This is a genomic window from Microcoleus sp. PH2017_12_PCY_D_A, assembly GCF_020738565.1.
GTDB lineage: Bacteria > Cyanobacteriota > Cyanobacteriia > Cyanobacteriales > Microcoleaceae > Microcoleus.
On sequence record NZ_JAEQCI010000041.1, the window covers coordinates 60,103 to 85,072 of the forward strand.

20 protein-coding genes are annotated in these 24,970 nt (G+C 43.8%); 6 read left to right on the forward strand and 14 right to left on the reverse strand.

Going from position 1 to position 24,970, the window contains the following annotated elements; genetic code table 11:
* The first annotated feature begins 69 nt into the window (after nt 1–69).
* The 4 genes from JGK39_RS13230 (at nt 70) to JGK39_RS13245 (ending at nt 7,720) form a co-directional block, all read left to right on the forward strand.
* A complete protein-coding gene (locus JGK39_RS13230) occupies nt 70–357 on the forward strand; it encodes a hypothetical protein (RefSeq protein ID WP_293253627.1) in 288 nt (95 codons plus the stop codon).
* Nucleotides 344–4,153 (forward strand): chromosome segregation protein SMC, encoded by a 3,810-nt coding sequence (smc, locus tag JGK39_RS13235; RefSeq protein WP_293253624.1) that lies wholly within the window; start codon nt 344–346, stop codon nt 4,151–4,153. The genes JGK39_RS13230 and smc overlap by 14 nt, the downstream gene beginning before the upstream one ends.
* A 206-nt stretch (nt 4,154–4,359) precedes the next feature.
* Nucleotides 4,360–5,379 carry a PRC-barrel domain-containing protein gene (locus tag JGK39_RS13240; RefSeq protein ID WP_293253620.1) on the forward strand — a complete coding sequence of 340 codons (1,020 nt, stop codon included), beginning with the start codon at nt 4,360–4,362 and terminating at the stop codon, nt 5,377–5,379.
* A gap of 619 nt (nt 5,380–5,998) precedes the next feature.
* Nucleotides 5,999–7,720, forward strand: coding sequence for a DUF6798 domain-containing protein (locus JGK39_RS13245; protein ID WP_293295817.1), 1,722 nt, complete (start codon nt 5,999–6,001; stop codon nt 7,718–7,720).
* A gap of 193 nt (nt 7,721–7,913) precedes the next feature.
* On the opposite strand, the gene JGK39_RS13250 is transcribed toward JGK39_RS13245, so the two are convergent.
* The 4 genes from JGK39_RS13250 to rfbC form a co-directional block, all read right to left on the reverse strand.
* Entirely contained in the window at nt 7,914–8,888 is a 975-nt protein-coding gene (locus JGK39_RS13250; protein WP_293253615.1) for a glycosyltransferase family 2 protein, read from the reverse strand.
* A gap of 133 nt (nt 8,889–9,021) precedes the next feature.
* A complete protein-coding gene (locus tag JGK39_RS13255) occupies nt 9,022–10,848 on the reverse strand; it encodes a hypothetical protein (RefSeq protein ID WP_293253613.1) in 1,827 nt (608 codons plus the stop codon).
* A 231-nt stretch (nt 10,849–11,079) separates the two neighbouring features.
* Nucleotides 11,080–11,958 (reverse strand): dTDP-4-dehydrorhamnose reductase, encoded by an 879-nt coding sequence (gene rfbD / locus JGK39_RS13260; RefSeq protein ID WP_293253611.1) that lies wholly within the window; start codon nt 11,956–11,958, stop codon nt 11,080–11,082.
* Between the two features lie 3 nt (nt 11,959–11,961).
* The gene (gene rfbC / locus JGK39_RS13265) at nt 11,962–12,507 is read right to left on the reverse strand and encodes a dTDP-4-dehydrorhamnose 3,5-epimerase (protein ID WP_293253608.1); all 546 of its coding nucleotides are present in this window, start codon (nt 12,505–12,507) and stop codon (nt 11,962–11,964) included.
* A 175-nt stretch (nt 12,508–12,682) separates the two neighbouring features.
* Here rfbC and JGK39_RS13270 point away from each other — a divergent pair, with 175 nt between their 5' ends.
* Nucleotides 12,683–13,357, forward strand: coding sequence for a methyltransferase domain-containing protein (locus JGK39_RS13270; RefSeq protein ID WP_293253605.1), 675 nt, complete (start codon nt 12,683–12,685; stop codon nt 13,355–13,357).
* 62 nt (nt 13,358–13,419) lie between these two features.
* On the opposite strand, the gene JGK39_RS13275 is transcribed toward JGK39_RS13270, so the two are convergent.
* From JGK39_RS13275 to JGK39_RS13305, 7 genes are all read right to left on the reverse strand, one after another.
* Nucleotides 13,420–13,788 (reverse strand): DUF5615 family PIN-like protein, encoded by a 369-nt coding sequence (locus JGK39_RS13275; RefSeq protein ID WP_293253602.1) that lies wholly within the window; start codon nt 13,786–13,788, stop codon nt 13,420–13,422.
* Nucleotides 13,785–14,087, reverse strand: coding sequence for a DUF433 domain-containing protein (locus JGK39_RS13280; RefSeq protein ID WP_293253599.1), 303 nt, complete (start codon nt 14,085–14,087; stop codon nt 13,785–13,787). The genes JGK39_RS13275 and JGK39_RS13280 overlap by 4 nt, the downstream gene beginning before the upstream one ends.
* Before the next feature lie 134 nt (nt 14,088–14,221).
* On the reverse strand, nt 14,222–14,770 hold the full coding sequence (locus JGK39_RS13285) for a Uma2 family endonuclease (protein ID WP_293253596.1): 549 nt from the start codon (nt 14,768–14,770) through the stop codon (nt 14,222–14,224).
* Between the two features lie 36 nt (nt 14,771–14,806).
* Entirely contained in the window at nt 14,807–15,061 is a 255-nt protein-coding gene (locus tag JGK39_RS13290) for a type II toxin-antitoxin system ParD family antitoxin (RefSeq protein WP_293253593.1), read from the reverse strand.
* A gap of 229 nt (nt 15,062–15,290) precedes the next feature.
* Nucleotides 15,291–19,745 carry a pentapeptide repeat-containing protein gene (locus JGK39_RS13295; RefSeq protein ID WP_293253590.1) on the reverse strand — a complete coding sequence of 1,485 codons (4,455 nt, stop codon included), beginning with the start codon at nt 19,743–19,745 and terminating at the stop codon, nt 15,291–15,293.
* Between the two features lie 315 nt (nt 19,746–20,060).
* A complete protein-coding gene (locus tag JGK39_RS13300; RefSeq protein ID WP_293253587.1) occupies nt 20,061–20,264 on the reverse strand; it encodes a CopG family transcriptional regulator in 204 nt (67 codons plus the stop codon).
* The gene (locus JGK39_RS13305) at nt 20,242–20,430 is read right to left on the reverse strand and encodes a CopG family transcriptional regulator (protein WP_293253584.1); all 189 of its coding nucleotides are present in this window, start codon (nt 20,428–20,430) and stop codon (nt 20,242–20,244) included. Before JGK39_RS13305 ends, JGK39_RS13300 begins: the two co-directional genes overlap by 23 nt.
* 190 nt (nt 20,431–20,620) lie before the next feature.
* On the opposite strand from JGK39_RS13305, the gene JGK39_RS13310 reads away from it, so the two are divergent.
* Nucleotides 20,621–20,854, forward strand: a complete 234-nt coding sequence (locus JGK39_RS13310; RefSeq protein ID WP_293253581.1) for a hypothetical protein — start codon at nt 20,621–20,623, stop codon at nt 20,852–20,854.
* A gap of 263 nt (nt 20,855–21,117) precedes the next feature.
* Here the strand turns inward: JGK39_RS13310 and JGK39_RS13315 are convergent, their stop codons facing one another.
* The 3 genes from JGK39_RS13315 to JGK39_RS13325 are packed head-to-tail and all read right to left on the reverse strand — an operon-like array spanning nt 21,118 to nt 24,774.
* A complete protein-coding gene (locus JGK39_RS13315) occupies nt 21,118–22,182 on the reverse strand; it encodes an NAD-dependent epimerase/dehydratase family protein (RefSeq protein ID WP_293253578.1) in 1,065 nt (354 codons plus the stop codon).
* 48 nt (nt 22,183–22,230) lie between these two features.
* Nucleotides 22,231–23,031, reverse strand: coding sequence for a glycosyltransferase family 2 protein (locus JGK39_RS13320; RefSeq protein ID WP_293253575.1), 801 nt, complete (start codon nt 23,029–23,031; stop codon nt 22,231–22,233).
* 3 nt (nt 23,032–23,034) lie between these two features.
* Entirely contained in the window at nt 23,035–24,774 is a 1,740-nt protein-coding gene (locus tag JGK39_RS13325) for a hypothetical protein (protein ID WP_293253572.1), read from the reverse strand.
* Nucleotides 24,775–24,970 lie beyond the last annotated feature (196 nt).

Sequence of the window (24,970 nt, forward strand, 5' to 3'; positions counted from 1 at the left end):
GAAAGTTTTGATATGTCTAGGGGGTAATGTCAGGAACGTCCGACTTTATCTTGGCTAAATTCTTGCTGGGTGAGGATTTCAGGTACGATCGCCAAATTAAGGCCGATTGAGTTTCATGAAGTTATTTGTATCAAACTTTACTTTTCTTTGCTGCTGTCGGTGGGGGCGCCGATGCTGCACCCTTCTCAACCAGCTTTTGAAGAAGTTGAATTTGACTTGGTTGTTGACAAAAGTGGCATATACCTGTTCGATCGACAATGCCGAAAAGTTCGCACGTTGTCGATCGCCCCAATGCCTGTGCTACCCTGTGACAACACCCTAGAGCCAAAGTTAGTCCTAGCAAATGGTTCACATTAAGCGGATCGAACTAACTAACTTTAAATCTTTTGGCGGCACAACGTCCATTCCCGTGCTGCCCGGTTTTACTGTGGTTTCCGGGCCCAACGGTTCAGGGAAGTCCAACATCCTCGACGCTTTGCTGTTTTGTCTGGGACTTTCAACTTCTAAGGGAATGCGGGCTGAACGTTTGCCGGATTTGGTGAACAGCGCCCAAAACAAGCGCGGTACGATTGAGGCTAGCGTGACTGCTACCTTTGCGCTGGAAGATGTGGGTGAGGAATGGTTCGCCCAGGATGAAGATGGGGATGAGGATGAGGAAGAAAAGGCAGCGGATGATTTGTCTGCTGAAGTAGAAGATGTAGAAGCAATCGAAATTCCCGAAACTGAAGACAACAACGGACAATCATCGAATCAAAAATCTCAAATCTCAAATCCAGAATCGGAAGATTTATCTGTTGAAGAAGTCGAAGAAATAGAAATCGCCACCAGTCAAGAAAACAACGGACAATTACTCGCCAATAATCTAAAATCTAAAATCCAAAATCTAAAATCAGATGAGTGGAGCGTGACGCGCAAACTGCGAGTCACTCGTCAAGGAACTTACACGTCAAATTATTACATTAACGGCGCACCTTGTACGCTGACTCAACTGCACGAACAACTCAACCGTTTGCGAATTTATCCCGAAGGTTATAACGTTGTTTTGCAAGGAGATGTTACTAGCATTATTTCGATGAATTCTAAGGAACGTCGAGAAATTATTGATGAATTGGCAGGTGTTGCTCAATTCGATCGCAAAATCTCTCTCGCCAAGCAGAAGTTGGATGAAGTTAAGGAAGTTGAAGAGCGCAGCAGTATTGTTGAAAAAGAACTGATTTCTCAGCGCGATAGACTGGCGAACGATCGCGCAAAAGCCGAAAAATATCAAAAGTTGCGGGCGGAATTTCAAGAAAAGTCGCAGTGGGAAATTGTTCTGAAGTTCCGCCAGTTGCAAAAGCAAGAGTGGAAACTGCGCGAACAAATCGAAACGGGCGATCGCAATTCTACATCTCTCACCGAACAACTGCAAGCAATTAGCACCCAAATTCAAGCAGCAACCGCCGAATTAGACGCGCTGAATGCTCGCGTTAAAGCTTTGGGCGAGTCGGAATTGTTGGCTTTGCAAGCAAATATTGCCACTCAGGAAGCGGAAAGACGCCAACTCCAAAACCGCAAACAGGATTTGGAAACAACTGCTGGACAAATGGCGGCTAATATAGCACAAACTGAGGAAGAAGTTCGGCAATTTCGCCAAAGTTTGGAGCAAATTGAGATTGAAATATCTTATGTTAAGTCTCAAATAGATACTTTGCAGGAACAGCGAGACGAAGCCCAGCAAAGTTTAGCTGACAATCGGGAAGTTGCAAATGCGATCGCCTCGACAGCAGAAGCTTGGGTGCAGCAGCAAACGGAACTCCACCGCCAAATCGAAACAATTCAGCAAACTTTGGAGCCGCAGCGCACCGAACAAGCTACTATTGGCGAAAGAGCCGATCGCCTGCAAAGTCAAATTCAAGAACAAAACCAATCGCTGCAAGTATTGGAACAGGAAATAGCAGCGAAAAAAGTTCAGCAATCAAGCCTTGGGGAAACCCAAAAAGTTGCTGCTTTGCAAGTAGAATCGCTGAATCAGATTGTAGTCGCAGCCGAACAAGAATTGCAATTGCAACAGGAAACTCAAACTCGTTTGCTGGAAGAACAGCGGGAAAGACAGCGCAAGTTAGATAAGCTAGAAGTGCAGTTTCAAGCCCAGCAAGAAGCCAGCGGCACGTTTACTGCAAAAATTATCGCGCAAAGCGGAATTGGCGGAGTTTGCGGCTTGGTGGCTCAACTGGGCCGGGTGGAACCGCGCTTTCAGTTGGCGCTGGAAATTGCGGCGGGTGCCCGCATGGGTAATATGGTTGTGGAAAATGATAGTGTGGGGGCTGCTGCGATCGAATTGTTGAAGCAAAAACGGGCGGGAAGGATGACGTTTTTGCCTTTGAATAAGATTAGGGGCGGCAGGTTTTCGGTGAATGAAAATTTGCGCCGCGCGGCTGGTTTTGTGGATGCGGCTGTGAATTTGATTGAGTGCGATGGGCGCTATCAGGAGATTTTTGCTTACGTTTTTGGCAGTACGGTTGTGTTTAGCAACCTCACTGATGCCCGCCGCTATTTGGGACAGTACCGGATTGTCACTTTGGATGGGGAAATTCTGGAAACTAGCGGCGCGATGACTGGGGGAAGTTCTACTAATAAATCTACCTTACATTTTGGTACGGTTGATGCTATGGATGCTGCGGAGGAAGCGCGGACAATTGCTGCTTTGCAAGAACGTATTGAGGAAATTGAGCGGATTTTGGAACGGTGCAAAATTGCGATCGATCGCGCTGCTGTTGCTGTCAAAACTCGCAGTCAAGAATTGATGGAGGCAAAGCAGAGTTTGCGCGAACATCAGTTGCGCTTGGAACAGTTGGAGTCGGAAATTAAGAATTTGCAGGCGCAACAGCAACAGGTGCGATCGCAAATTGCTAAAAATACTCAGGAATTGACTGATTCGCGATCGCGATTGCAGTTGCTGGAGAGAGAATTGCCCGCCCAAGAAACTCAATTGCAGCAGTACCGCCAAACTTTGGCGCAGTTAGAAGAGTCGAACAGTCACAGCGAATGGCAGCAAATGCAGTCGGGTTTGCGCGATCGAGAAGCGCAACTGCAAGAGCGCGAATTAGCTCTGAGAAACGTCCAGCAGCGTCTTGTAGACTTGCAAAATCAATTCGGGCGTTTGGAGGAGAAAATTAAGGAAGGCAGCGAGAAATTGCAGGAATGGCAAGTTCAGCAAAACGCGGGGATTGATGCTGTGAATCGGATTATTTCGCAGCAGTTGGAACTCGACGCACAAATTGCGGCTGGTAAGGCTAGTTTGGCCCAAATTGAGGAAAAATTGGGTTTGGAAAAGGGCGATCGCGATCGCGCGGAATCGCAACTGCGAGAGCAGCATTTGGCCAAACAACAGTTACAATGGCAGTTGCAAAAACTGCACGAAACTCAGCAAGAACGCCGGGAACAATTAGCCGCCGTCCGCACTCTCATGGAAACGCAGCGGGCGGAAATGCCCGATCCGGTGCCGTCGATTCCTGAAAATGTCGAGAAAGCTAATTTGACCGAATTGCAGCAGGAAGTAAAGGCGATCGCGAAACGCATTCAAGCTTTAGAGCCGGTGAATATGCTAGCATTAGAAGAGTACAACCGCACTCAAGAACGCCTGCAAGAATTAAGTCAAAAATTGACGACATTAGCAGGAGAACGCACTGAACTTTTGTTGAGAATCGAAAATTTTACCACGCTCAGGCGGCGCGCATTTAAAGAAGCTTTCGATGCGGTTAACGAGAACTTCCAGACTATCTTTGCGGAACTTTCCGAAGGCGATGGCTATCTCCAGCTAGATGACCAGGAAGACCCCTTCAGCAGCGGTTTGAATTTGGTCGCTCATCCGAAGGGGAAACCCGTTCAGCGGCTGGCTTCCATGTCTGGTGGCGAAAAGTCGCTGACGGCCCTGAGTTTTATTTTTGCTCTGCAACGCTACCGCCCGTCTACGTTTTATGCTTTTGATGAAGTGGATATGTTTTTGGATGGGGCAAATGTGGAGCGATTAGCTAGAATGATAAAACGACAGTCTGAACAAGCCCAGTTTATTGTTGTGAGTTTGCGGCGACCTATGATTCAATCGGCCCAGCGTACAATTGGCGTTACTCAAGCGCGGGGAGCTTATACTCAGGTCATCGGACTTAAGTTATAGTCCCGGAGTCTAGGTTGACGGCCCCAGCCAAAAACGGATACCGTTCCGCGCACTTAAGTCGTTGAAAGATTACAATTTTAGACCATAGCTCAAGCTTCCAGATTCACGGCGCTGCGAGTATATCTAAAATCTAAAATCTAAAATCTAAAATCGACTGATGGTGTTCAGTGATATATATACTTGCATAAATCAGGATTAGAGTTAGAATGACATCCGAACAAATCTGCCAACGCTCCGATATTCTAGGCACTCAGGTTATCACCCGCGACAGAGGTAAGCGCTTGGGTGTAGTCAGTCAATTGTGGGTGGACATCGATCGGCGGGAAGTTGTGGCGATCGGTCTGCGTGATAATATATTTGCGGTCGCTGGAATGCCGAAGTTTATGTTCCTCAGTAATGTCAGCGAAATTGGCGACGTGCTGTTAGTGGAAGATGAAAGTGCGATCGAAGATGATGTTGATGTTGAAGTCTACAGCATTTTGATTAACAGCGAAGTGATTACCGAAACCGGCGAACTTTTGGGAAGGGTGCGCGGCTTTAGATTCGACCCGGAAGACGGTAAGTTAGTTTCTATCGTCATCGCTTCCATCGGAATCCCCCAAATCCCCGACCAAGTTCTCAGCACCTACGAGTTGGGGATTGAGGAAGTTGTCAGCAGCGGCCCCAACCGCTTGATTGTGTTTGAAGGTTCCGAGGAAAGGCTGAGGCAGCTTAGCGTGGGTTTGCTGGAGCGCGTCGGTTTGGGACAAGCACCTTGGGAAAGGGAAGAGGACGAGCAAGGTTATTATCCGAAACCGGTGGCTACGGAATATCAATTGGGCCCGGGCGTGCGGATTCCTGCACCGGAAATGCGAAGCAAGGTAGCGGCGCCTGTGGTTGAGGAAGTTCCTTGGGATGAGGATTCGCAGTGGAATCGCCCACCGGTACGACAGCAGCAGATGCGCGCGATGCCGCAGCCTCAGCCGATCGACGATTATGATGATTATGAAGAAGATAATTGGGGCGGCGAAGACGATTACGAGGAAGACGAGTACGAAGAGAAGCAATACACTCGCCCTCAGGTTGCTCCCCCGAAGGAGCCTGTGGTGGTGGAGTACGAGTACGAGGATGATGTGGAGGCGGATGCTTGGGCTGACGATGAAGCACCGAAGCCTTACCAGGCTCCTCGGGTGAATATTCCTGAGAAGACTAAGACTCCTGAGTACGAAGAAGAGCCTGGTTATTAGGATTAATCCACGGAAGTCCCTCTCTAAGATACTGTTGGAAAACCCGCTTTTGCGGGTTTTGTAGTGATTGGGGCGATCGATCTAATAGATATAATAGAAGTATAGCCTTTCTCAAAAAGATAAGGTACGTTGTTGGGCTTTAGCCCTCTTATACCAATTCTGTAAATCGCTACATAGAATGAACGCCAGGAATCCTTTCCTGTAAAAAATATATTCTATGCAGATTCACAGAAAAATGGTATTAGTTTAAATGGTTATATAAGCTGTGAGTCATACCTCATGGGTATCGGAAAAAGAGGGCAAAGAGGGCATACCTCACTTTTTTGACAAAGGCTATATAGCGACTAATAAACTTCGCGCCCAAGGACTAATTAAATCAGTATAAATCTTTTACATTCCCTTCTACTTCCTCTATTTTTTCCTCCTCTGAACCCTCTGCGCCTCTACGGTTCATAAAAAAGCCCCTTCACTTTAATATCAGCTCAAAAAACTTGAACCGTCAATGCAGAAAACTGAAAGATCAAACAGATATTTTAACCTATCTCTCTATACTGTTATCATCATCGGCTCATTCATAGCAGTAGGGTATAAGTTCCCGATAGGAGGCAACTTTCCCGAATTGCCACAAATCCAATCCCTGCTCAATCCTGAACTCTACAAAAATGACTATCACGTTCAGGAAATGGTTAAATTTAATCCGAGATACTATTATTATCATATCATTTATTTGTTAGCAAACCTAGGGTTAAGTATCCCCTTAGTACATTTTATTTATCAATTCCTAGCCTTTAGTTCAGTTATCCTAGCTTGTCTGGAAATTATCAGAATATATACTAATTCACAACTGCCAGTAGCAGCAATGAGTTTCTTGTGTTTAGCCGCTTCATTTACAGATGTGGGAAACACGCTGATATTTTCCACAAAATCAGTACCGAGTACCTTCGCAATGGGTGTCGCAATCTGGGGAATTTACTTTAGTTTGCGTCAGAAATGGCTGACAGGATATTTCTTTTTTGGACTGGCTTGTCTGCTGCAATTTTTAGTGGGTTTGCTGCCGGGATTGATGATGGTTCCCGTTTTACTGATAGAATGTGTAAGAGAGCAGCAGTTCAAAAAGTTGATTTGGGCGATCGCGCTTTTAGCAGCCATGTCAAGTATAGTGTACGTACCCATGTTATTGACAGGTACTACCGGCACTCAAACCATCGACAATGCCGAGTTTGTATTCATCCACGCCAAAGTCCGCAATCCTCACCACATCCTTCCCTCAAACTGGACTCTTGGAAATTGGTTCAACTTTATCTGTTTCATCATTGGCGGCTTGCTGTGCATCAAAAATACCGATTCACTCCCAAAAAAAGACAAGCTTGATTTTTACATAATTGTTGGCACGTCAATTTTTGCACTGTTTCTAAACTACATATTTGTAGAAGTTTACCCGCTAGCTTTAATCGCCAAACTGCAATTAGCTAGAACTGTACCTTTCGCTCAATTAATTATATTTATTGCCGTTAGTTTAACCGTCGATAGACTTTATAATAATAAAAAAATAGCTGTTAGTCTTCTGCTACTAGCTGTACTGACTTTGCCTTTTAGAGGTGTAATTTTCCTAGGATTATCAATTTGGCAAACCAGAAATTACGTATTTCCCAAGAGATACAATATATTGCTATGGATTTTGACAGCAGGAACGTTGATTTTTAGTTTAATATATCCGCTGACTGATTCGTGGGAAATAATAGGCAATCGCCTAATTAGCATACCTATCCTCTTTTCAATTCTTGCCTTGCCTTTCATTTTAGAACAAACATCTATATCTACACCACTCACACAAATAGTAACCCATATTTTAGCCTTGGCAACTACCGCCATCTTAGTTTTTGGAGTAGCAGGCATTTTACCAAAACCAATATTAGAAATATTTCAAAAAAGAGTCAATATTAATGTAGTACCCAGCGACGACTTAAACAGATTAGCTGTACACTTTTCGCAAATTAGCAATCAAGATGCACTCATATTAATTCCACCTTCAGTTACCAGCTTCCAGTTTTACTCTCAGAGATCTATAGTAGTTAATTTTAAGAACTTTCCCTTAACAGAAACAGGAATCAAAGAGTGGCAAAATCGCATGGAAGCTGTTTTAGGAGTTCCCTTAAACCCGCAAATGATTTGGGGAGGGAACGACTTATTCAGCCGTCGCAGCAGTGCGGATTTAGTCAAAGTAGCCCAAACATATCATGCCGATTATATCCTGACTCGCAGCGATTGGCATCCAAATATTCCAGGAGAAATAGTAGATAAACAAGGCAAATGGATAATCTTTAAAATCACAGGTTCGTAGTGAGGACTTCAGTCCTTCTTCAGGTTCGTAGTGAGGACTTCAGTCCTTCTTCGGGTTCGTAGTGAGGACTTCAGTCCTTCTTCAGGTTCGTAGTGAGGACTTCAGTCCTTCTTCAGGTTCGTAGTGAGGACTTCAGTCCTTCTTCAAAATCAGAGGACTAAAGTCCTCACTACAAACATCATAATATAAACAGTTAAATATCAAAACCCGAATCATCAATAATTTCGCAAATCTGCTTGTCCACATAATCAACAGCCACATTCCGCGCAATCAACTCAGCCAAAATCCCCAAAGAAATCAACTGCACCGACAGAATTGTACACAAAATCCCAAAAAACAACAAAGGTCGATTCCCGATCGGCCCAAAGTGCATCCCGGCTAAATTCAGAAACCAAATCACAATCAAATAACTCAGCGAAACAGTCCCCACCAAGCCAAAACACAACCCCAATCCGCCAAACAAATGACCCGGTTTGTGCAAATACTGAGTAGTCGCCAACACCGTCAACAAATCAATAAAACCCCGCGCGTAGCGTTCCCAACCGTAATTCGATTTACCGTGTTTTCGCGGATGGTGTTCGACAACTACTTCGCCAATTTTAAACCCTAAATTGTTGGCTAAAGCTGGAATATAGCGGTGCAATTCCCCATACAATTTAATTGAGTGTAAAACTTCCCGCCGATAAGCCTTGAAACCGCAATTCATATCGTGCATTTTCACCCCAGTCAGCAAACACGCAACGGCATTAAACAGCCTCGAAGGCAAGGTTTTCGAGAGGGGGTCATTCCGCTGTTTTCGCCAACCAGAGACCAAATCAAATCCTAATTCTAGACAATCTAAAAATTTGGGAATTTCGGCTGGGTCATCCTGTAAATCTGCATCAAGAGTAAAGATAATTTTCCCGGCTGCATTGCGAAATCCTGCTGAAAGTGCGGAGGATTTGCCAAAATTGCGGCGCATTCTGATCGCTTTAATTCGTTGGGGAAATTGACTGGCTAAATCAGCAATTTCTCGCCAAGAAGCATCGCGGCTACCGTCGTCTATGAAAATGACTTCGTAATTGTCAATTCCTGTTTGGGACATGACGATGCTAATTTTTTCAAACAGTAATTTCAGTGTGGCTTCTTCATTGTGAACGGGAATTACGAAGCTGAGGTCTTTTTGCATAGCGATTTTTGTAAGTGTTATTGATAACTCAATACGCGATTGTTAAGACTGCTTGTGCCCCGGAGATCCCCCTAAATCCCCCTTAAGAAGGGGGACTTTGAGCATTCTCTTGTTCCCCCCTTGGGAAGGGGGGCTAGGGGGGATCAGTCTTAACTGAATCGTCTTGATTGATTACTTGGGAGTTTCGCAAAGCTACCCAACCTTCGCGGTTTTTGAATGAAGCATAGGCTGTCAATAATTTATCGGTTGGCGATGTTTGAATGTATCCTCTCCAAGCTGCGGATTTGTAGGAAGCGCCAAACAAGTTAACTAAGTCGGGGCGGGGAAATCCTGACATGGCGAAACCTCGAACTACATTTTCTTGATTGAGAATGACAATACATTTTACATGATTTTCGGGATCTCCTACCCAACCAATTACTCTGGCGGCTTGGGGTGCGAGTTGAGTTACTGTATCAAAATATCCGGGTACTCCGTCTTTGGGGGCTGAGAGTAAATTCGGGTCGATTTTTGTGTCTAATGCTGCACAGAAGTTGTGTTTTTTGATATCTCGATTGAATGGTACTAAATTGTTAGTTTTTAAGGCGTCGATTAATCCCACAAATGCGGCGGGTTTGTTTCCTACTCTCTCTTTAATTAGGGTGATGTCGGTGATTCCTAATTGCAGTGATAATGCTACTAGCGGTTGATAGGTGGCTCTACGCGCGATCGCCATTGCAGTTTCGCCTCCCACCCCGTACATTAAAATCACGGCCGCTGTCACGACTGCAAACACCGGTGTCAGCCAACGCCCTTGAATTCTCGGTGTGGGCTGCAACTCGCGCACCGCAAGCACTATCAGGACGATTGTACTCATCCAAAACAACGCTGGGAGTGTGGCGTAGCGGGAAGCGGTGGCCTGTTCGACTCCAAATCCCGATCGGCTAACTGCGGCCATTAAAGCCGTTTGCAGAGTGTACAATTGGATGGACAGCCAAGGCAGCCAATTTTGGCGATTCCCTACAGGATAGCCAAGCTGCACAGACTTTTTTGCCAATAGCCAATAACCGACAAAACCCGTTACAGCAATCAAACCAATTATACCAATAATTGACGCAACAATAATATTTTCGCTAAATATTCCCCCGAGATAAATCGGAATATATTCGAGAGTTTTCAGCGGATTGATTTTAGTTAAAGAAGGATGATTGGACGGAGTTTTGTAAGTTAAAAAATAAATACCAATCACCGCAATCGAAGCAGCGAAATACAAATAAGTTATCCGCCGAGGAAACCGCAGCACAATCGCAGCCCCACACAAAATCGGCCACAAACCTAAAGGAGTGCTGTAACTAATACAACCTAAAATCCCAAAAACAATGCTACCAATCACCCACTTGTTTTGTTCCCATTCCTCATTCCCAATCTCTGCCTGGGAATGAATACCTAAAGGTTCTGCTTCTCTGCTATTTAATAATAAATTAACATAGGATTGCAAACAAAATATCGAACAAATTACAAATAAATTAGCAATAATCCAGTGAACGCCGCTGAATCCCCGCATCCAGTTGTGTGCCGCCGCCGGAGTAAAATTAAAAATAGAAATACACAGAATTACCGAGATAAATTGTAGCGGAAAACTCCTTAATCTTAAAGGTAGTAAAGCAATTAATACGTAGCACTGAATCCAAGCAAAAAACCAAGCCACTAAGCACAAACCAATATTTGAGCCTTGAGTGACAACGATGTTTAAGGCATAGATGATTGCGGGAATAAAGACAAAATGCTCGTTCGCCCGAAATATCCAATTAAAAGGATTTGTAGAGAAACCATCTACTGAATAAAAATTCCAAGTCATCCACCAATAATCAAAATTAGACAAGTCTCCCGCTTGCGATATCAAGTACAAAATATATGACGCTGGTATGAGAATGCCGAGCACCGATGCGGCAATTAAAAGAGATTGTTGCTTGACTTTCATTTGATTCGGACATGGAATATTGTTAATTGATTGGGCAGGTTTAACGACGCACTCCCGACAAAGAAACCGGGTTTTTATTTAATCTCTAGGCTACAGCTAAGGATTTTTGTAAAAACCCGGTTTCTAGCCACCCGTGCGTAAGTCCGATTGTCCTGAATCCCCAAATTTTAGACTAAAGCTTAAACTCCCAGATTCATCTGTAGAATAAATCTAAAATCTAAAATCTAAAATCTAAAATTGATTGATTTCTCTTGCTAGCATTTTTCTGAGCCCTTGCCGCCAGTGGGGAGGATAGGTACCCAGAAGTGCTGATATTTTCACTGTGGAAAGTACAGAAAAAGCGGGACGTTTTGCGGGTGTGGGATATTCGGCGGTGGTGATGGGAATTACGCGCTTGATTTTGAGGGGAAAGCCGAGTTTTTCTGCTTCTTCAAAAATGGCGATCGCAAAATCGTACCAACTGCACACACCGCTGTTAGTATACTGGTAAGTCCCAAAACTTTCGGGCCCAAGATTCGGGATGATTTGCGAAGTTGCAGCAGCCAAATCTGCTGTCCAAGTTGGACTTCCGATTTGATCTGCTACTACCCGAATTTCTTCCCTATCTTTGCCCAATCTCAGCATGGTTTTGACAAAGTTGCCTTTGCCGCCGTTACCGTAAACCCAGGCGGTTCTAATAATAATATGTCTGTTTCCTGCTTTTCTAATTGCTTCCTCGCCTGCTAATTTGGACTCCCCGTAAATTCCCAATGGGTTTGTAGAATCTGTTTCGAGATAAGCAGAACCGCTGCTACCGTCAAATACGTAATCAGTGGAAAAGTGGATTAAACTTGCTCCCAGTTTCTCGCATTCTTCGGCAAAGATTCCGGGTGCGATACCGTTGACTGCGCGGGCTAATTGTGCTTCGCTTTCGGCTTTGTCTACCGCAGTGTAAGCAGCGGCATTCACGACTACATCCGGTTGAATGTCAGCCATTGCTTGACGGATGGTTTCGGGCTGGGATAAATCGACGGAAGTGCGATCGACTGCAATGACATCTCCCGAAGATAATAAAATCGGCTGCAATTCTTGAGCTAGCTGTCCGCTACCGCCTGCGAGTAAAATTTTCATTATCTAAAACACTTGAGCTCTTTTCAACGTTTGTCCGGCTTTGTCTTTAGGTGATAAAATTGGTTCGGCACCATCTAGCGGCCAGGCGATCGCCAAATCAGGATCGTTCCATACAATACACCGCTCGTGTCCCGGTGCATAGTAATCTGTAGTTTTGTACAAAACCTCAGCAATGTCTGATACTACTAAAAAACCGTGAGCAAATCCCGCCGGCACCCAAAATTGCCGCTTATTTTCTGCACTAATCAAACAGCCCACCCACTGTCCGAAAGTCGGCGAATTTTTTCTAATATCCACCGCCACATCATATATTTCGCCCGCCACAACCCGCAGCAATTTGCCTTGAGGCTGCTGCATTTGGTAGTGCAAACCGCGCAGCACATTTTTAGAAGACTTGGAATGATTGTCTTGAACAAAATCTGCCGTCACGCCTGTTTTTTCAACAAAAGCTTGGTGATTGAAACTCTCAAAAAAGAAACCGCGATCGTCTCCGAAAATTTTCGGCTCAATTATCAGAACGTCCGGTATTTCTGTAGATATAACATTCATAGTTGGCTGTATCGCGTGATAAACTCATACTCAGTCTATGCTATCTTACTATGGATCGCCAATTAAATAACTTACAATTTTAATTGTTGTGGGATGGGCGTCTCGCCCGTCTATAATTGGACGGGCGAGACGCCCATCCCACTTTCCTTGTATAAGTTATTTAATTCTCATTCCTATGAAAACTGACACATATCTCAAAAAGTTGTACGCCAACCGCTTTGATTCCCGACAAATGCAAGCCAAGGTGGCACTGTGGAAAGTTTTAATTGACGAGTTTTTACAAGATTATGTTCCTACTGAATCGGCAGTTTTAGACATTGGCGGCGGTTACTGTGAGTTTATCAATCAAATTATGGCGGGCGAAAAATGTTTGATTGACCTGAATCCAGATTCAAAGTTATTTGCTAATTGTGATGTCAAGGTACTGAATATTGATGTGCTTAATTTAGAAAATAATACTTCTTATGCCGAACAGTTCGATCGCATTTTTATCTCGAACTTTTTTGAACACCTCCGCAACAAAGAGGAACTTGTAGAAATTATATCGTTTTGCTTTGATGCCCTGAAACCTAGCGGTTCACTTTTGATTATTCAGCCTAACTTTAAATACTCTTACAAGGAATACTACGATTTTATCGACCATCAATTACCGATTACACATTTATCGTTGCAAGAGCTTTTACAAACAATCGGGTTTAGAATAGATGTAATGATACCGAGATTTTTACCGTTTTCGACGAAAGGGCGGCCGGCCTCGCCGTTGCTGTTAAAGATTTACTTGAAGTTGCCTGTTTTGTGGCGGTTTTTGGGCGGGCAAATGTTTGTTAAGGCGTCGAAGAATCAGAATTAAGGCAGATATTATCGGCATTCCCAGATTCTGTCTGGTAACAAGAATAGACAAAAGGCGATCGATTAACTGTTTCTCAGATACTTGCTCAAGAATTCTAACTGGTTGTGCATCTCCTCAGCATTTTTGGTATAAACCAATCCTAAAATAGCTCGTAGTTGCTCGCCAATTGAACAATCTTGGGATAGCAAAGCGATTCCTGCATGGTTTTTACCCTCCCTCAAAAAATCTGTATGCAACTGACAGAAATCGGAAATATTATGACTGTATATTACTCGATTTTGGGATGCTGCTAAATTCAGTTGCTCTTCATCGAGTCGCCCTTCTGTTTCCGTTTCCTGAACGGTAATTAAATCAACATTTCTCGCTCGCAATGCCTGGATTAAACCTCGATCCATCGAGTCTTCATCGATATACAAACGAATCGCGCTCATGGTTGATTTTGAATATTTTCTTCTGACAACATTTCTAGGCGTTTTGCCTCAACAGCTTGGGCTGCTAAGTCGGCTTCTATCTCTGCTTTGTTGGCATGGTAGTATGCTAATGCAGTATAAACTTCGGCTAGACTCAGATGTGGAATGCGATCGGCAATTTCCTCTGCATTCTGTCCTCGCTTGTACAAAAATACAATCCGTCTGACAGTAACACCTTTACCAGCAATGTGAGGGGTTCCGCCGTGCAAGCCCGGTGTACGAGCAATTAAGGTACTGATATCAATAGCAGTAGTTGACATAATTGATGCTAGTCTTAAGTGTGTATCTTTGGCAGGAAAGATGCTCTCGTAGTTAATTATATCACAGGCAACTGCAACTGCTTCTCTATTTAACAAAAATGTTCTAATTTAGTAGAGATCAAAAATTTGATATCTCATTTTAATAATTCATCGACGGTCATACTAAAACCAGGTAAAACAATTTGAGTGCTAACAACTTCCCCAGCAATAAAGATAATTCTAGTTTGTTTTGTGACTACAATAACCCATTGGTTTTCTGGATATACCAGCCAAACTTCCTCACTTCCCGATTCCAAATATTCTGTAGCTTTAGCGATTACATCTTCCGCCAAATCTGTTGGCGAAACAATTTCAGCACATAGAGGGAAACTTTGCGGCAGCACTTTGAGATTGCCAAATTGTGCTGCTAATTCCGGGGGAAGGTATGCAACATCAGGATAGCGTCCCTGCTGGTTTGTGCGGCAGGGCACGTCGGTATAGACCTCTCCTCCCTGTCCGCTGGATTCTTTGTAGTTTCTCCAACAAAAGTAAAGATTTCCTTGTACCTTGCTATGCTTGAGAGTCATGCCATTTTTCTCTAATAATTCGCCATCAACCCACTCTTGGAGATCCGGTGGATTTTCCATCCATGCTTCTAGAGAGTAGGTTTTTTCTGCCAGGGCGAGAACTGTAGAAGTTACCATTTTTTGTTCTTGTATATTTTTGTGGCACCTATTGCTTTACTTTTGAGCAACGTTGTTGCGTACAGTCTGCCGAATATTTTCCCAATCTCCGTCAGTCATCGGAGTCGCTTCACCTGAATCCAAAGCTTCTAGTAAAAGTTCTTCGACACGTTCTTTAGCTGTTTTACGCTTTTGATCCTGAACAATTAGCTCCCAAATATAATCGCTGATGTTATTATAATTGCCGCTGGCTACTTGTTTTTCGAGATATGCTTTCACGGAATCAGGCAAGGAAATATTGATGGTGTTCATAAACGTGAATCCTTGGCTTGCAAGCTGCTATTGATTTATTGTATCACAACGATTGTCTAAAGCAGGCTGTTCTCTGGTTTTCATAAAATCTTCGGAAGGGCGATCGCCCGCCACGTCATTTCAGCGCTGAGTGGATGAGAATTAGGCAGAAACCGGGTTTTGTCTGACAATATCCGCCGAAGTCTTAAATCTGTTAAAAACCCGGTTTCTTTAGCATGATATCGCCTCTCTACAAAGGGCGATCGGACACAGCACCTAAAGATGCGATCGTCACTTTTTCAGCATCCGTCAAACCAGTAACACCCGTAATATTCATGCCCTCATAAGGTCTGTCTATCAAGGTTTTTAAGCACTCGCCCGTATTGGTATCCCAAACCTTAATTGTCTCATCATAGCTGCTGCTAAGAACATAATCTTTTGTGTTAAAAACAACTGAACTCACAGCATTAGTATGACCTTGCAAATTTTTCAAGCATTCTCCTGTGTGAACATCCCATAGCCTGACAATTTTGTCATCACCACCGCTAGCGATTGTATTACCGTCAGGACTAAAAGCAACTGCTAATATCACACCTGTATGCCCTTCCAAGATTTTCAAGCATTGACCTGTGCAGACATCCCAAATCTTTACTGTTTTGTCATCACCAACGCTAGCAATCATTTTTCCTTCGGAGCCAAAAGCAACTGAATATACTCGCTTCTTATGTCCTTGCAAAGTTTTTAAGCATTCACCTGTATGAACATTCCATATTCTCACTGTTTGATCGGCACTGCTACTAGCAAGTATTTTTCCATCTGGACTGAAGGCAACAAACCATACTCTATTTGCGTGCCCTCGCAAGGTTTTCAAGCACTCACCTGTATTAATATCCCATAGCTTAACTGTTTCATCGTCACTGCCACTAGCAATTATCTTTCCATCGGGACTAAAAGTAACTGAAATTACCTCATCAGTATGTCCTTGGAAAGTATTAAGACATTTGTCAGTGCGAAGATCCCACAGCCTCAGTTCAGAACTCACACTGGCAAGCATTTCACCATCTGGACTCAAGGCAACTGAGTGAACCCAATTTGTATGCCCTTGCAAAACTTTGATGCGTTCACCAGTTTCAAGATCCCACAACTTTACCATTTTGTCACCACCACCACTGGCAACTACACGACCGGAAGAATTCAACGCTATTGAACATACCCAATTTGTACACCCTTGTATAGTGTTAAGGCATTCGTTGGTGCTTACATCCCAGATTTTAATTGTTCCGTCATGACTACCACTAGCAAGTATTTTATTATCTGAACTAAATCTAACTGAATAAACTTTCTGGCTGTGACCTCCCAAGGCTTTGCAAGGTTCATCACTATGGATATTCCAGATTCTAATTATCGTGTCATTACCACAGCTAGCAAGTACGTTTCCGTCGGGACTGAAAGCAACTGACCATACTGCATTTGTATGTCCTTGCAATGTTTTGAGACATTCACCTGTTTTGATGTCCCAGAGTTTCACACTTGAGTCGTAGCTACCACTGGCAAGGATTTTTCCATCTGGACTAAAGGTGACTGCAAGTACAGAACTTCTATGTTCCTGTAAAGTTATGAGGCATTTACCTGTACTGACATCCCAAAGTTTCACAGTTGAGTCGTAACTACCACTAGCAAGTATGCTTCCGTCGGGACTGAAAGCAACTGAATATACCCAACTTTTGTGACCTTGAAAAATTTTGACGCATTCACCAGTATCGATATTCCATAGCTTTATTTCAGAACTACCAGTGGCAAGCGTTTTTCCATCGGGACTGAATGTTACTGAACGCACCCAGTCAGTATATCCCTGAAAAATCAAACATTTATCTTTTTGCAGATCCCATATCCTTACTGTTTTATCATAACTACCACTCGCAAGCATCTTCCCATCAGGACTGAAAGCAACTGAATACACCCAACTTGTAGACCCTTTAAGTGTTAGAACTTCTCTTCCGCTTGAAGTGTCCCAGAAACGAACCATGCCACTGCTATCGCCTGTAGCTAGAGTGTTATCATTGGGACTAAATGCTACTGATGAAACTTTACCCAAGAGCTTCGTAAAATTACAATCACTCAAATTCGCCCCTGCAAAATTGACACACCGCAAGCTAGCATCAGAAAAATCCGCACCTTTAATCACAGCCCGCGATAAATCTCTCCCTTCCAAAGCAGCATTATCGACTTTCACCAATACCGTCGCCGCATTCCCACCGACATAACCAACTTCCTCCTCAGTTTTGCCTTTCGTAGCCTCCAAAATCTCCAATAATCGAGACTTAACCTCACCAACAAACTCAGTTTTTGACAGCATCGGCACTAACAAATCCATCACCGCTTTCGTCAAAATTTCCCGCCCGAAACTGTTGCGAAGTTGCCCCAAACTTTCACTCACAAAACCCTTCAAAGCCGGAATCGGCACAATCTCCCCTGCATTATCCGCCTCGCGCCTAAAATACCCAGACCAAGTATAATTCACAGACTCAACAGAACTATCCAAATACAATTGTGCCTGCGATAACTCCGTAAAATCAGCAGGCAAAACCCCCAACTCGGCCGCCAACTTATAGGCTACAAAAAACTCCAAAAGCGATCGATGTGCCGGAGAATAATCCCCCTCAGCATTGCGAATTAACATGGTTTGACCCATCATGTCGTAATGCCAGTGGTCTAAATCCTTTTCTGCTTGCACCGCCGCACCGAACAAGCGGCGAATCCTGTCGGGAAACAGCCGATAATTCAAACTCATTTGGTCTGTTGATAGCATTTCCCAAGACAGTTCGCATAGGAAAAATAGTTTGTCAGCCAGCGATGTAAACGTCCTTTCTGCCTTAATATCCCGTTCCATTTTCCGCCGCACCGCATACAAATACACCCGCGACATATCCACGGGTTTACCTGCTTGAATATCCGGCAACGATTCTAATATCAATTCCGCCATCACCGGCCGCCGCGCCAAATCCAATAACTGCGGATTGTTCATCACCTGATTTACAGTTTCTGGATCTGCTTGGTGGGACAATACCAGACGGATTTGGTCGTCGTCGAAGGCTGTTAATTCCAATACTTCAAACTGCGGCGTTTCTCCGGTGAGATTCGCAGTCGATGCTTGTAATTCCGCATTCAATAAAGCGCGTCCTTCTTTGGCTTCGGGAAAGTGTTCTGTCCGACAGGTTAAGATTACTTTCGCACCGGGAACAATCACTTTTGCTAGTTCCCAGAAGTTGTTGATCGTTTGCTGTCGATCGCACTTCGCGGCCATCTCATCAAACCCATCAAAAATCAACAGCAACTTACCCATCCGATTCAGTTGGTCGAACACTTCGCTATTCAGGCGGATATTGTGCTTGGTAAAAAAGAAACCAGCCAAAACATTCTCAACGTTCAAAGCTTTTGCATAGTCGCGCAAAGTAATAATTAAAGGCAACCGAGGCCGTTGAGTTCCCCTTTCTTTAGCCTGTTTGTATCGCTGCAAAGCCGTCCAAGCATAGTGAAAAGCAAACCAAGTTTTCCCCGTCCCGAATTCGCCCAAAACTGAGATGTGTTCCTTTGCCGGATCGTCCATCCACAAATCTATATAACCGTCAATCCAGCCGTCCTCTTCCCCGTAATAACTCGCATCAATTTGTCGCCTGTTTGCGGAATCAAATTCGGCTTTCGTACAGCCGAGAGGCACGTATTTGCCATCGATTTGCCTGCGGTTAATTTCATTTTCCAACCATTCAATATAACCGCTAAAATCCGCATCAATATCGATCAATTCGTCAAAGGTATAACAATCGAGGTGGCGGTTTTCTGGTTTGTCAACTTCCCTGCGGGCTGCTTTGGAAATCCGGCGCGCCGTCACCAGCCAACCTTCATCGGTTTTTTGCTTTTCTACCGACTGCTGCAATGCTTCGATATCTTGAATTCCTGCTTCTCCCGCCATGCCGCGTATCAAAATGCGATCGAATCTACCCCGCCTCACCGGAATCCGAATAATCCACTCAAAATAGCTATCTTCCCAAACTTGATACGGCTCAAAATCGTAGCCCAATATTTCAAACCAGCCGCGCATTTGCTGCGCCAAAGCAAACCCTTGGGATTTGGCCGCAGTTTCATTTCCTGCTGGTAAAGCCGGATTGTTTTCAACTGCCAATCGCGCCATTTCGGTGCGAATTCCTTCTAAAGTTGGCAGTCGATCGAGCCTTTCGTGAAGTGTTACAATCTGTTTGTTTACCGAATCTATCTGATGGTTGGTCAAAGCTTCTTTAGGAGTGCGACTGCGCTTAGTGACTGCGATAAAAACTGCGGAAAAAGCAGCAAATTCGCGCCGAATGTCAATACCTAAATCTTTAATTTCATCTCCTAAAGCACGGGAATGGAGAAATTCTTCTCCTTGTTTGAGAAAAATAGCGGGAGAATTGCGATCGAATGCTTCGCGAAAAGCTTGTTTGATTTCTTCATCCCGGAACAGTTCTAAAATAGGTTTGGGTTTGCCGAGGCCGTATTCTACTAATGTATAGGCGTAAACGCTGCTGAAATCCGGTAGCGGGTGTTCGGGATCGAGGTTAAATTGTTTGAGTAGTTTGATGACTGTTTCGCTGCGCTGAAGCTTGTCTTTAATTATAGGATTGGCGATGCTGGTAATTGCGCCGATAATCGCATCGAGAGGTATCATCATGTTGGGATTTTGAGGTTATTGGTGGGAAATTAGGAAATGCGATCGCACCCGACAGGCTTTTTTTATAATATCTGGTAGGGACAAGGCTTGGTGCGCTTTCCCACAGTCTGGCAGGGAATTAATTCCCTGCCTCAAAGCGAAAGTCCTCTGAAAGAGGACTGATGATTTCTTTAGTCCTCTTTTAGAGGACTTTCGCTATTAGCCAGGGGTTTAAACCCCTGGCGGATTTCAGCAATTGCCGATATATTTGACATCAGTATCCTGGCTTTAGTTTCCGGAAATCTTGTTTCTGCTAAGGGCGATCGACCTTCACTGCTATGTATCCTTTTTTGCCTCGTTTTGTTGTTGATACTCTTGCAAAGCTTTGTCGATCGCCTTGCTAACAATCCATGAAACAGAACGTTCTTCAGAAGTCGCCCATTCCTCAAGAGCCTCCTTTTTTTCCTTTGTTACATACACAGCTATCGACTCAAGCTGACGCTTCCCGCCCATATCTTCAATCTTCGTTACTCGATTCATTTTTTGCCTTTGTCTGCGACTGTTGATGCTGTTGAATACCTTTTTCAATCAGCTTCCCTGCCAACCAAGACACGGATCGTTCGTCTTTCTCGGCCCATTCCTCTAATGCTTTGGCTATTTCAGGATTCACGTAAGTTGTTACTCGTGTGAGATTTTTTGGTGGCACGATCGTATTTTTCCCATCACTGCTTTCTTTAATATTCTAGTTTTGCACGTTACCAGTTGACATATTATCACCTTAGGAGCTATCATACAACCTAGTGTAACCCAAAACCAAACCCCCGCCGTTTCAGACTCCAATCAAGACACGGCAGGGGTTTGGACTCCCACATTTAGGAAAATTAGGAGCTTTCTCTATGATATCAACACCAAAGTCCGTTCCCGAACTGCTGCGCGAAGAAATTCCCGACGCGCCCGCCGACAAAAAACCCGTCCGCTTGCTGCTGTGCGGCACTCCCAAAGGCGTTAACTGGATTATCGACATCCTGCACATTTTGGGTTTCGCCAAGGTTGAGGAATGGAGTCCGCCCCTTCCCTCGCCGATTAGCGGTGAAATTATGCGGATTTTGACCCGCTATTTTGCTGAGTAGACGCTGAGGTCGATCGCACTTTTGTTGATATTTTGTTGATATTTTGTCGGTAAGTGCGATCGGCTGTCTGTAATTCTTCATCTTCTCAACTTGGATAAATGCTCTAAAAAATACACAGATAGATATTACAAGTTCAAATACTATATCTGTAGAAAAACGGCACTGCTATGTCCTAATTCCAGACAAGACACTGCCGTTTCCCTAGCGCAGAATAAATGGTTTTCCTACCAAATTCCACAAAACATCTGCGCTGCAAAAAATCCCTACAAAATCGAACTCAACACCACCTCATTAGCAGCAATCCAATCATAAATATCCTGCAAAGCCGCCTCCGGCCCAATCTCGGGCCGCCATCCAGTCTTCTCCATTACCCTAGAAGAATCGGTAATAAAAATCGGAATATCCCCCGCCCTTTCCTCCAAAACCGGATGAATCGGAATCGATTTACCCGAAATCTTGCGGCATAAATCAGTTGCTTCAACCAAAGAAATACTGTTGCTAGCACCTCCGCCTACATTAAAAACTTCGCCGTCAAATTCGGCAAAATGTTCTAACTGATAATTAACTAACCTCAACAAATCTTCAACGTGCAGCAAATCCCTAACTTGCTTCCCGCTTCCACCAAAACCAATATAACTCAGCGATCTTTCAAAATAGTGAGCCGCTACCCACAAACCGTAAACTCCCTGATCGACTTTACCCATTTGCCAAGCACCGGTGATTAACCCGCAGCGGTTGATAATTGCTGGCACGTTGTATGCTTCTCTGTATTCCTCAATCAGCAATTCCGACGCTAATTTAGTTGCTCCGTAAAGCGATCGGTGTCCTTTTAACGGGAAGTCTTCTGATATGCCTAACTCCGATATACCGGGTAATGTTTGCTCAGGGGCGATCGCAAATCTCTCATCCAACTCCAACAGCTTAACAGATTTCACAAGGGCGATCGGATAAACCCGACTCGTAGACAAAAACAACAAACTCGCACCAGTCTGTCTCGCCAACTCCAAAACATTCACAGTACCCAGCAAATTCGTCTGCAAAACGTACTGAGGCGAACTAAAACCGGCCAGCACAGAAGGCTCCGCAGCGCAATCTATAATACAATCAGCATTGAGCGCAACTGGATCTAAATCAGCCGCCGTGCGAATATCCCCGTAAACAAACTGAATCCCGCAACTTTTAAGCCTCGGAATATTCAATTCCGAACCCCGGCGGCGCAGGTTATCCAAACAAATTATTTGCCATTCCGGGTGAAGTTTCTTCAGGCCAATTGCCAAACAACTGCCAATAAAACCCGCACCGCCAACAATTAAAATTCTTTCAGGCATTGACTAAATTTATTGCTAAAATATGGTTCGCAGTAAGGACTTCAGTCCTTATTCGTTCGTAGTAAGGACTTCAGTCTTTGACTTTGGCAACAAATCTAATTTCAACTCATTCATCTTTCTAGTCCGGTGGTAGTCGCCGCGAGACAGATGTTTTTCGAGCCAGACATACAAGACAATAAACAAATACCGGCTTCCCATCTCTTTGATTTTCAGCTTAGAAATACCAGCAGTCCGATTGTACCACCTCAGAGGAATCACTGTATAGGAAAAACCCCGAACAATTGCTTTCAAAGGTAGTTCCACAGTCAAATTAAAATGATGGCTCAAAATCGGCTGTATGCCTTCAATTACTTCTCGGCGATATAGTTTAAAAGCATTAGTGACATCGTTGTAACGCAAGCCGAAAATACTTTTGACAAACCAGTTTGCTAAGCGATTAATTCCTAGTTTGTGAATTGGATAATCAACAACAAAGCCGCCTTTGATAAATCGGGAACCGAAAACGCAATCATATCCTTCTTGCAATTTGCGGTATCCTGCTACCAAATCTACGGGATCGTCGGAAGCATCCGCCATCACAATTGCCGCAGCATCGCCGTCAAATTCTGCCAAACCCCGGCGCACGGCAAATCCGAAACCGTTGGGAGGTTGATTGTTGATGTATCTAACTGCGGGAAAAGTCTCTGATAATTCCTGGCAAATGTCAACGGTTTTATCCGTGCTATTGTCATTCACAATCAAAATTTCGTGGGGAATCCCTTCTAAATCGAGCGTCTGGGCTAAAGCCCGCACAGTAGCAGACAAACAGCCCTCCTCATTGTGGGCTGGTATAATAACCGAAATTTTCACTTCTCATCCTCCGCGCAACTGGACAAACTGGTTGTCCACAGGATTATACACCCAAGCTTTGATTTCTGTAGGAGCGATCGGCAAATCGCCACCAGACACATCAACCGCCCACCTCGCATTATTGTACAACTGTGATTTCAAAGTCTTAGCAATATCGGGACTGTCCAAATTTACATAAGCGTTAGCAAAAAAAGATTGTTTATCGCCGACAGATAGCAGTACAATATTCGGCTGTTTCCTGTTGTCTGGCCAAACCGCCCAACCAGCAGCTTTCAAGAATTTATCGCCCGTTGGAGGTTTGTCTAAATAGCCGTAAACTTTCTTGGTATTAGGAATAAACTCTACATTTTTGGAAAATTTTCTCCAACCAATTTTATCGATAATTGCAGCGCCTTTTCTCACCAGCCAAGTTTTTTTACTCAACACTCTCAAACAGCTTTCCGGCGAATTATTGAAAAAATCCGACGGTTCCAGATAGTTGATTAACTGCAAACAATCTTGAGCGCCTTGTTTGTAAACAAGTGCAGAGCTAGTTTGGGCGATCGCCTGCTGAGAGTTAACAATAATTATACCAATTAACAGCCCTGCAAATCCACGATAAATAAATTTATATGGCCATATTGAAAGGCATTGTTTTTCTCGAATAAACAACTGTCCTAGCTGAACCAAAGCAATTAACAGCAAAATCGAATTAGTCGTATATCTCGAAGATTCGATCGCCTGAATCGCCCCAAATTCCGCCCTACCAACCGTAATAAACAAAGAAGATAAGACAGAAAACCAACCTATTGACAGCCAAGGTAAAGCCTGATGTAGCAATCCCAAATCAGTTGTGGGATGGGCATCTTGCCCGTCGCCACCCAATCTCAAATTAGTTGATAAAATCTTCTTCCCAAAATACCATACAAAAAATCCAAAACTAGCAAATATTACCAATCCCACAAATGCCGAAATTCCAGGTAATCTAACAATTGGCGAACCCAGCAAACTCAAAAAGTAATCGATCGCCACAAGCGGCTTACTCAGCAATGAAATAATACTTGTTTTCCTGCCAGGATGATAATCAATTGCATAAATAGCGCAAGTTCCCACGAGCAGCAAGAGCCAAACGATCGCCCTTTTGCGTTTTTGCGCCCGATTTCCCTCCAAAGCCACCACAGCCGGAATCGCCGCCAACCAAGACAGCAAGCCTTGAGCCAGGGAAAAACTAGCAATAAAGCAGAATACAGCAGCCATAAAAATTCTAAGATTAGGCAATAATTTGTGAGTTGAAATCAGCGCATAAACCGCCGCCACAAAACATAAATTAACGAAAAACCAAGCTAATTGAAATCCCCAAAGCCAGTTCTCGTGCTGAACCAAGGAGAAAATTAAAATACAAGTTAAAATATTAGCTAAATGCCACAAATCTTCCCCAACATTCTTAACTTGCATTGAGGATAACTTGTACAGGGCGATAAAAGTTATCCCAGCCAAACCTATGCTGAGACACAACTGATAATTAATATTCAATTGAGAGGCAAAAACTAGCAGTGCAATAATTATTTTCGGAAACACTATGCGGTGATTGCTGTGCAAAGCCCACAAATCGTTAAACGTTACATTTCCCTGACCTATTTTCTCAAAAAGGCTGGCTAACCTCCACTCGTCATCGATGGGAACGTTAACGCTAAAAGTGGCTACAAATCCGATTAACAGGACAACTGGAATCAGATATAGCGTAAATAAAATAAAATTTTTCATGAATGTGCGATCGCACCAATTGCCATCACTATTTTATATTAATCTCGTTAAATCATTCTCATCATGTTTGTAGTGAGGACTTTAGTCCTCATAATTTGGGGAATTAGGACTAAAGTCCTTACTACGAACCGGGGGAATTAGGACTAAAGTCCTTACTACGAACCGGGGGAATTAGGACTAAAGTCCTTACTACGAA

Coding starts and splice junctions, on each gene's coding strand:
- smc (WP_293253624.1), top strand. CDS start 344: ATGGTTCACATTAAGCGGATCGAACTAACTAACTTTAAATCTTTTGGC.
- JGK39_RS13240 (WP_293253620.1), top strand. CDS start 4,360: ATGACATCCGAACAAATCTGCCAACGCTCCGATATTCTAGGCACTCAG.
- JGK39_RS13250 (WP_293253615.1), bottom strand. CDS start 8,888: ATGCAAAAAGACCTCAGCTTCGTAATTCCCGTTCACAATGAAGAAGCC.
- JGK39_RS13255 (WP_293253613.1), bottom strand. CDS start 10,848: ATGAAAGTCAAGCAACAATCTCTTTTAATTGCCGCATCGGTGCTCGGC.
- rfbD (WP_293253611.1), bottom strand. CDS start 11,958: ATGAAAATTTTACTCGCAGGCGGTAGCGGACAGCTAGCTCAAGAATTG.
- rfbC (WP_293253608.1), bottom strand. CDS start 12,507: ATGAATGTTATATCTACAGAAATACCGGACGTTCTGATAATTGAGCCG.
- JGK39_RS13270 (WP_293253605.1), top strand. CDS start 12,683: ATGAAAACTGACACATATCTCAAAAAGTTGTACGCCAACCGCTTTGAT.
- JGK39_RS13275 (WP_293253602.1), bottom strand. CDS start 13,788: ATGAGCGCGATTCGTTTGTATATCGATGAAGACTCGATGGATCGAGGT.
- JGK39_RS13280 (WP_293253599.1), bottom strand. CDS start 14,087: ATGTCAACTACTGCTATTGATATCAGTACCTTAATTGCTCGTACACCG.
- JGK39_RS13285 (WP_293253596.1), bottom strand. CDS start 14,770: ATGGTAACTTCTACAGTTCTCGCCCTGGCAGAAAAAACCTACTCTCTA.
- JGK39_RS13290 (WP_293253593.1), bottom strand. CDS start 15,061: ATGAACACCATCAATATTTCCTTGCCTGATTCCGTGAAAGCATATCTC.
- JGK39_RS13295 (WP_293253590.1), bottom strand. CDS start 19,745: ATGATGATACCTCTCGATGCGATTATCGGCGCAATTACCAGCATCGCC.
- JGK39_RS13300 (WP_293253587.1), bottom strand. CDS start 20,264: ATGAATCGAGTAACGAAGATTGAAGATATGGGCGGGAAGCGTCAGCTT.
- JGK39_RS13310 (WP_293253581.1), top strand. CDS start 20,621: ATGATATCAACACCAAAGTCCGTTCCCGAACTGCTGCGCGAAGAAATT.
- JGK39_RS13315 (WP_293253578.1), bottom strand. CDS start 22,182: ATGCCTGAAAGAATTTTAATTGTTGGCGGTGCGGGTTTTATTGGCAGT.
- JGK39_RS13325 (WP_293253572.1), bottom strand. CDS start 24,774: ATGAAAAATTTTATTTTATTTACGCTATATCTGATTCCAGTTGTCCTG.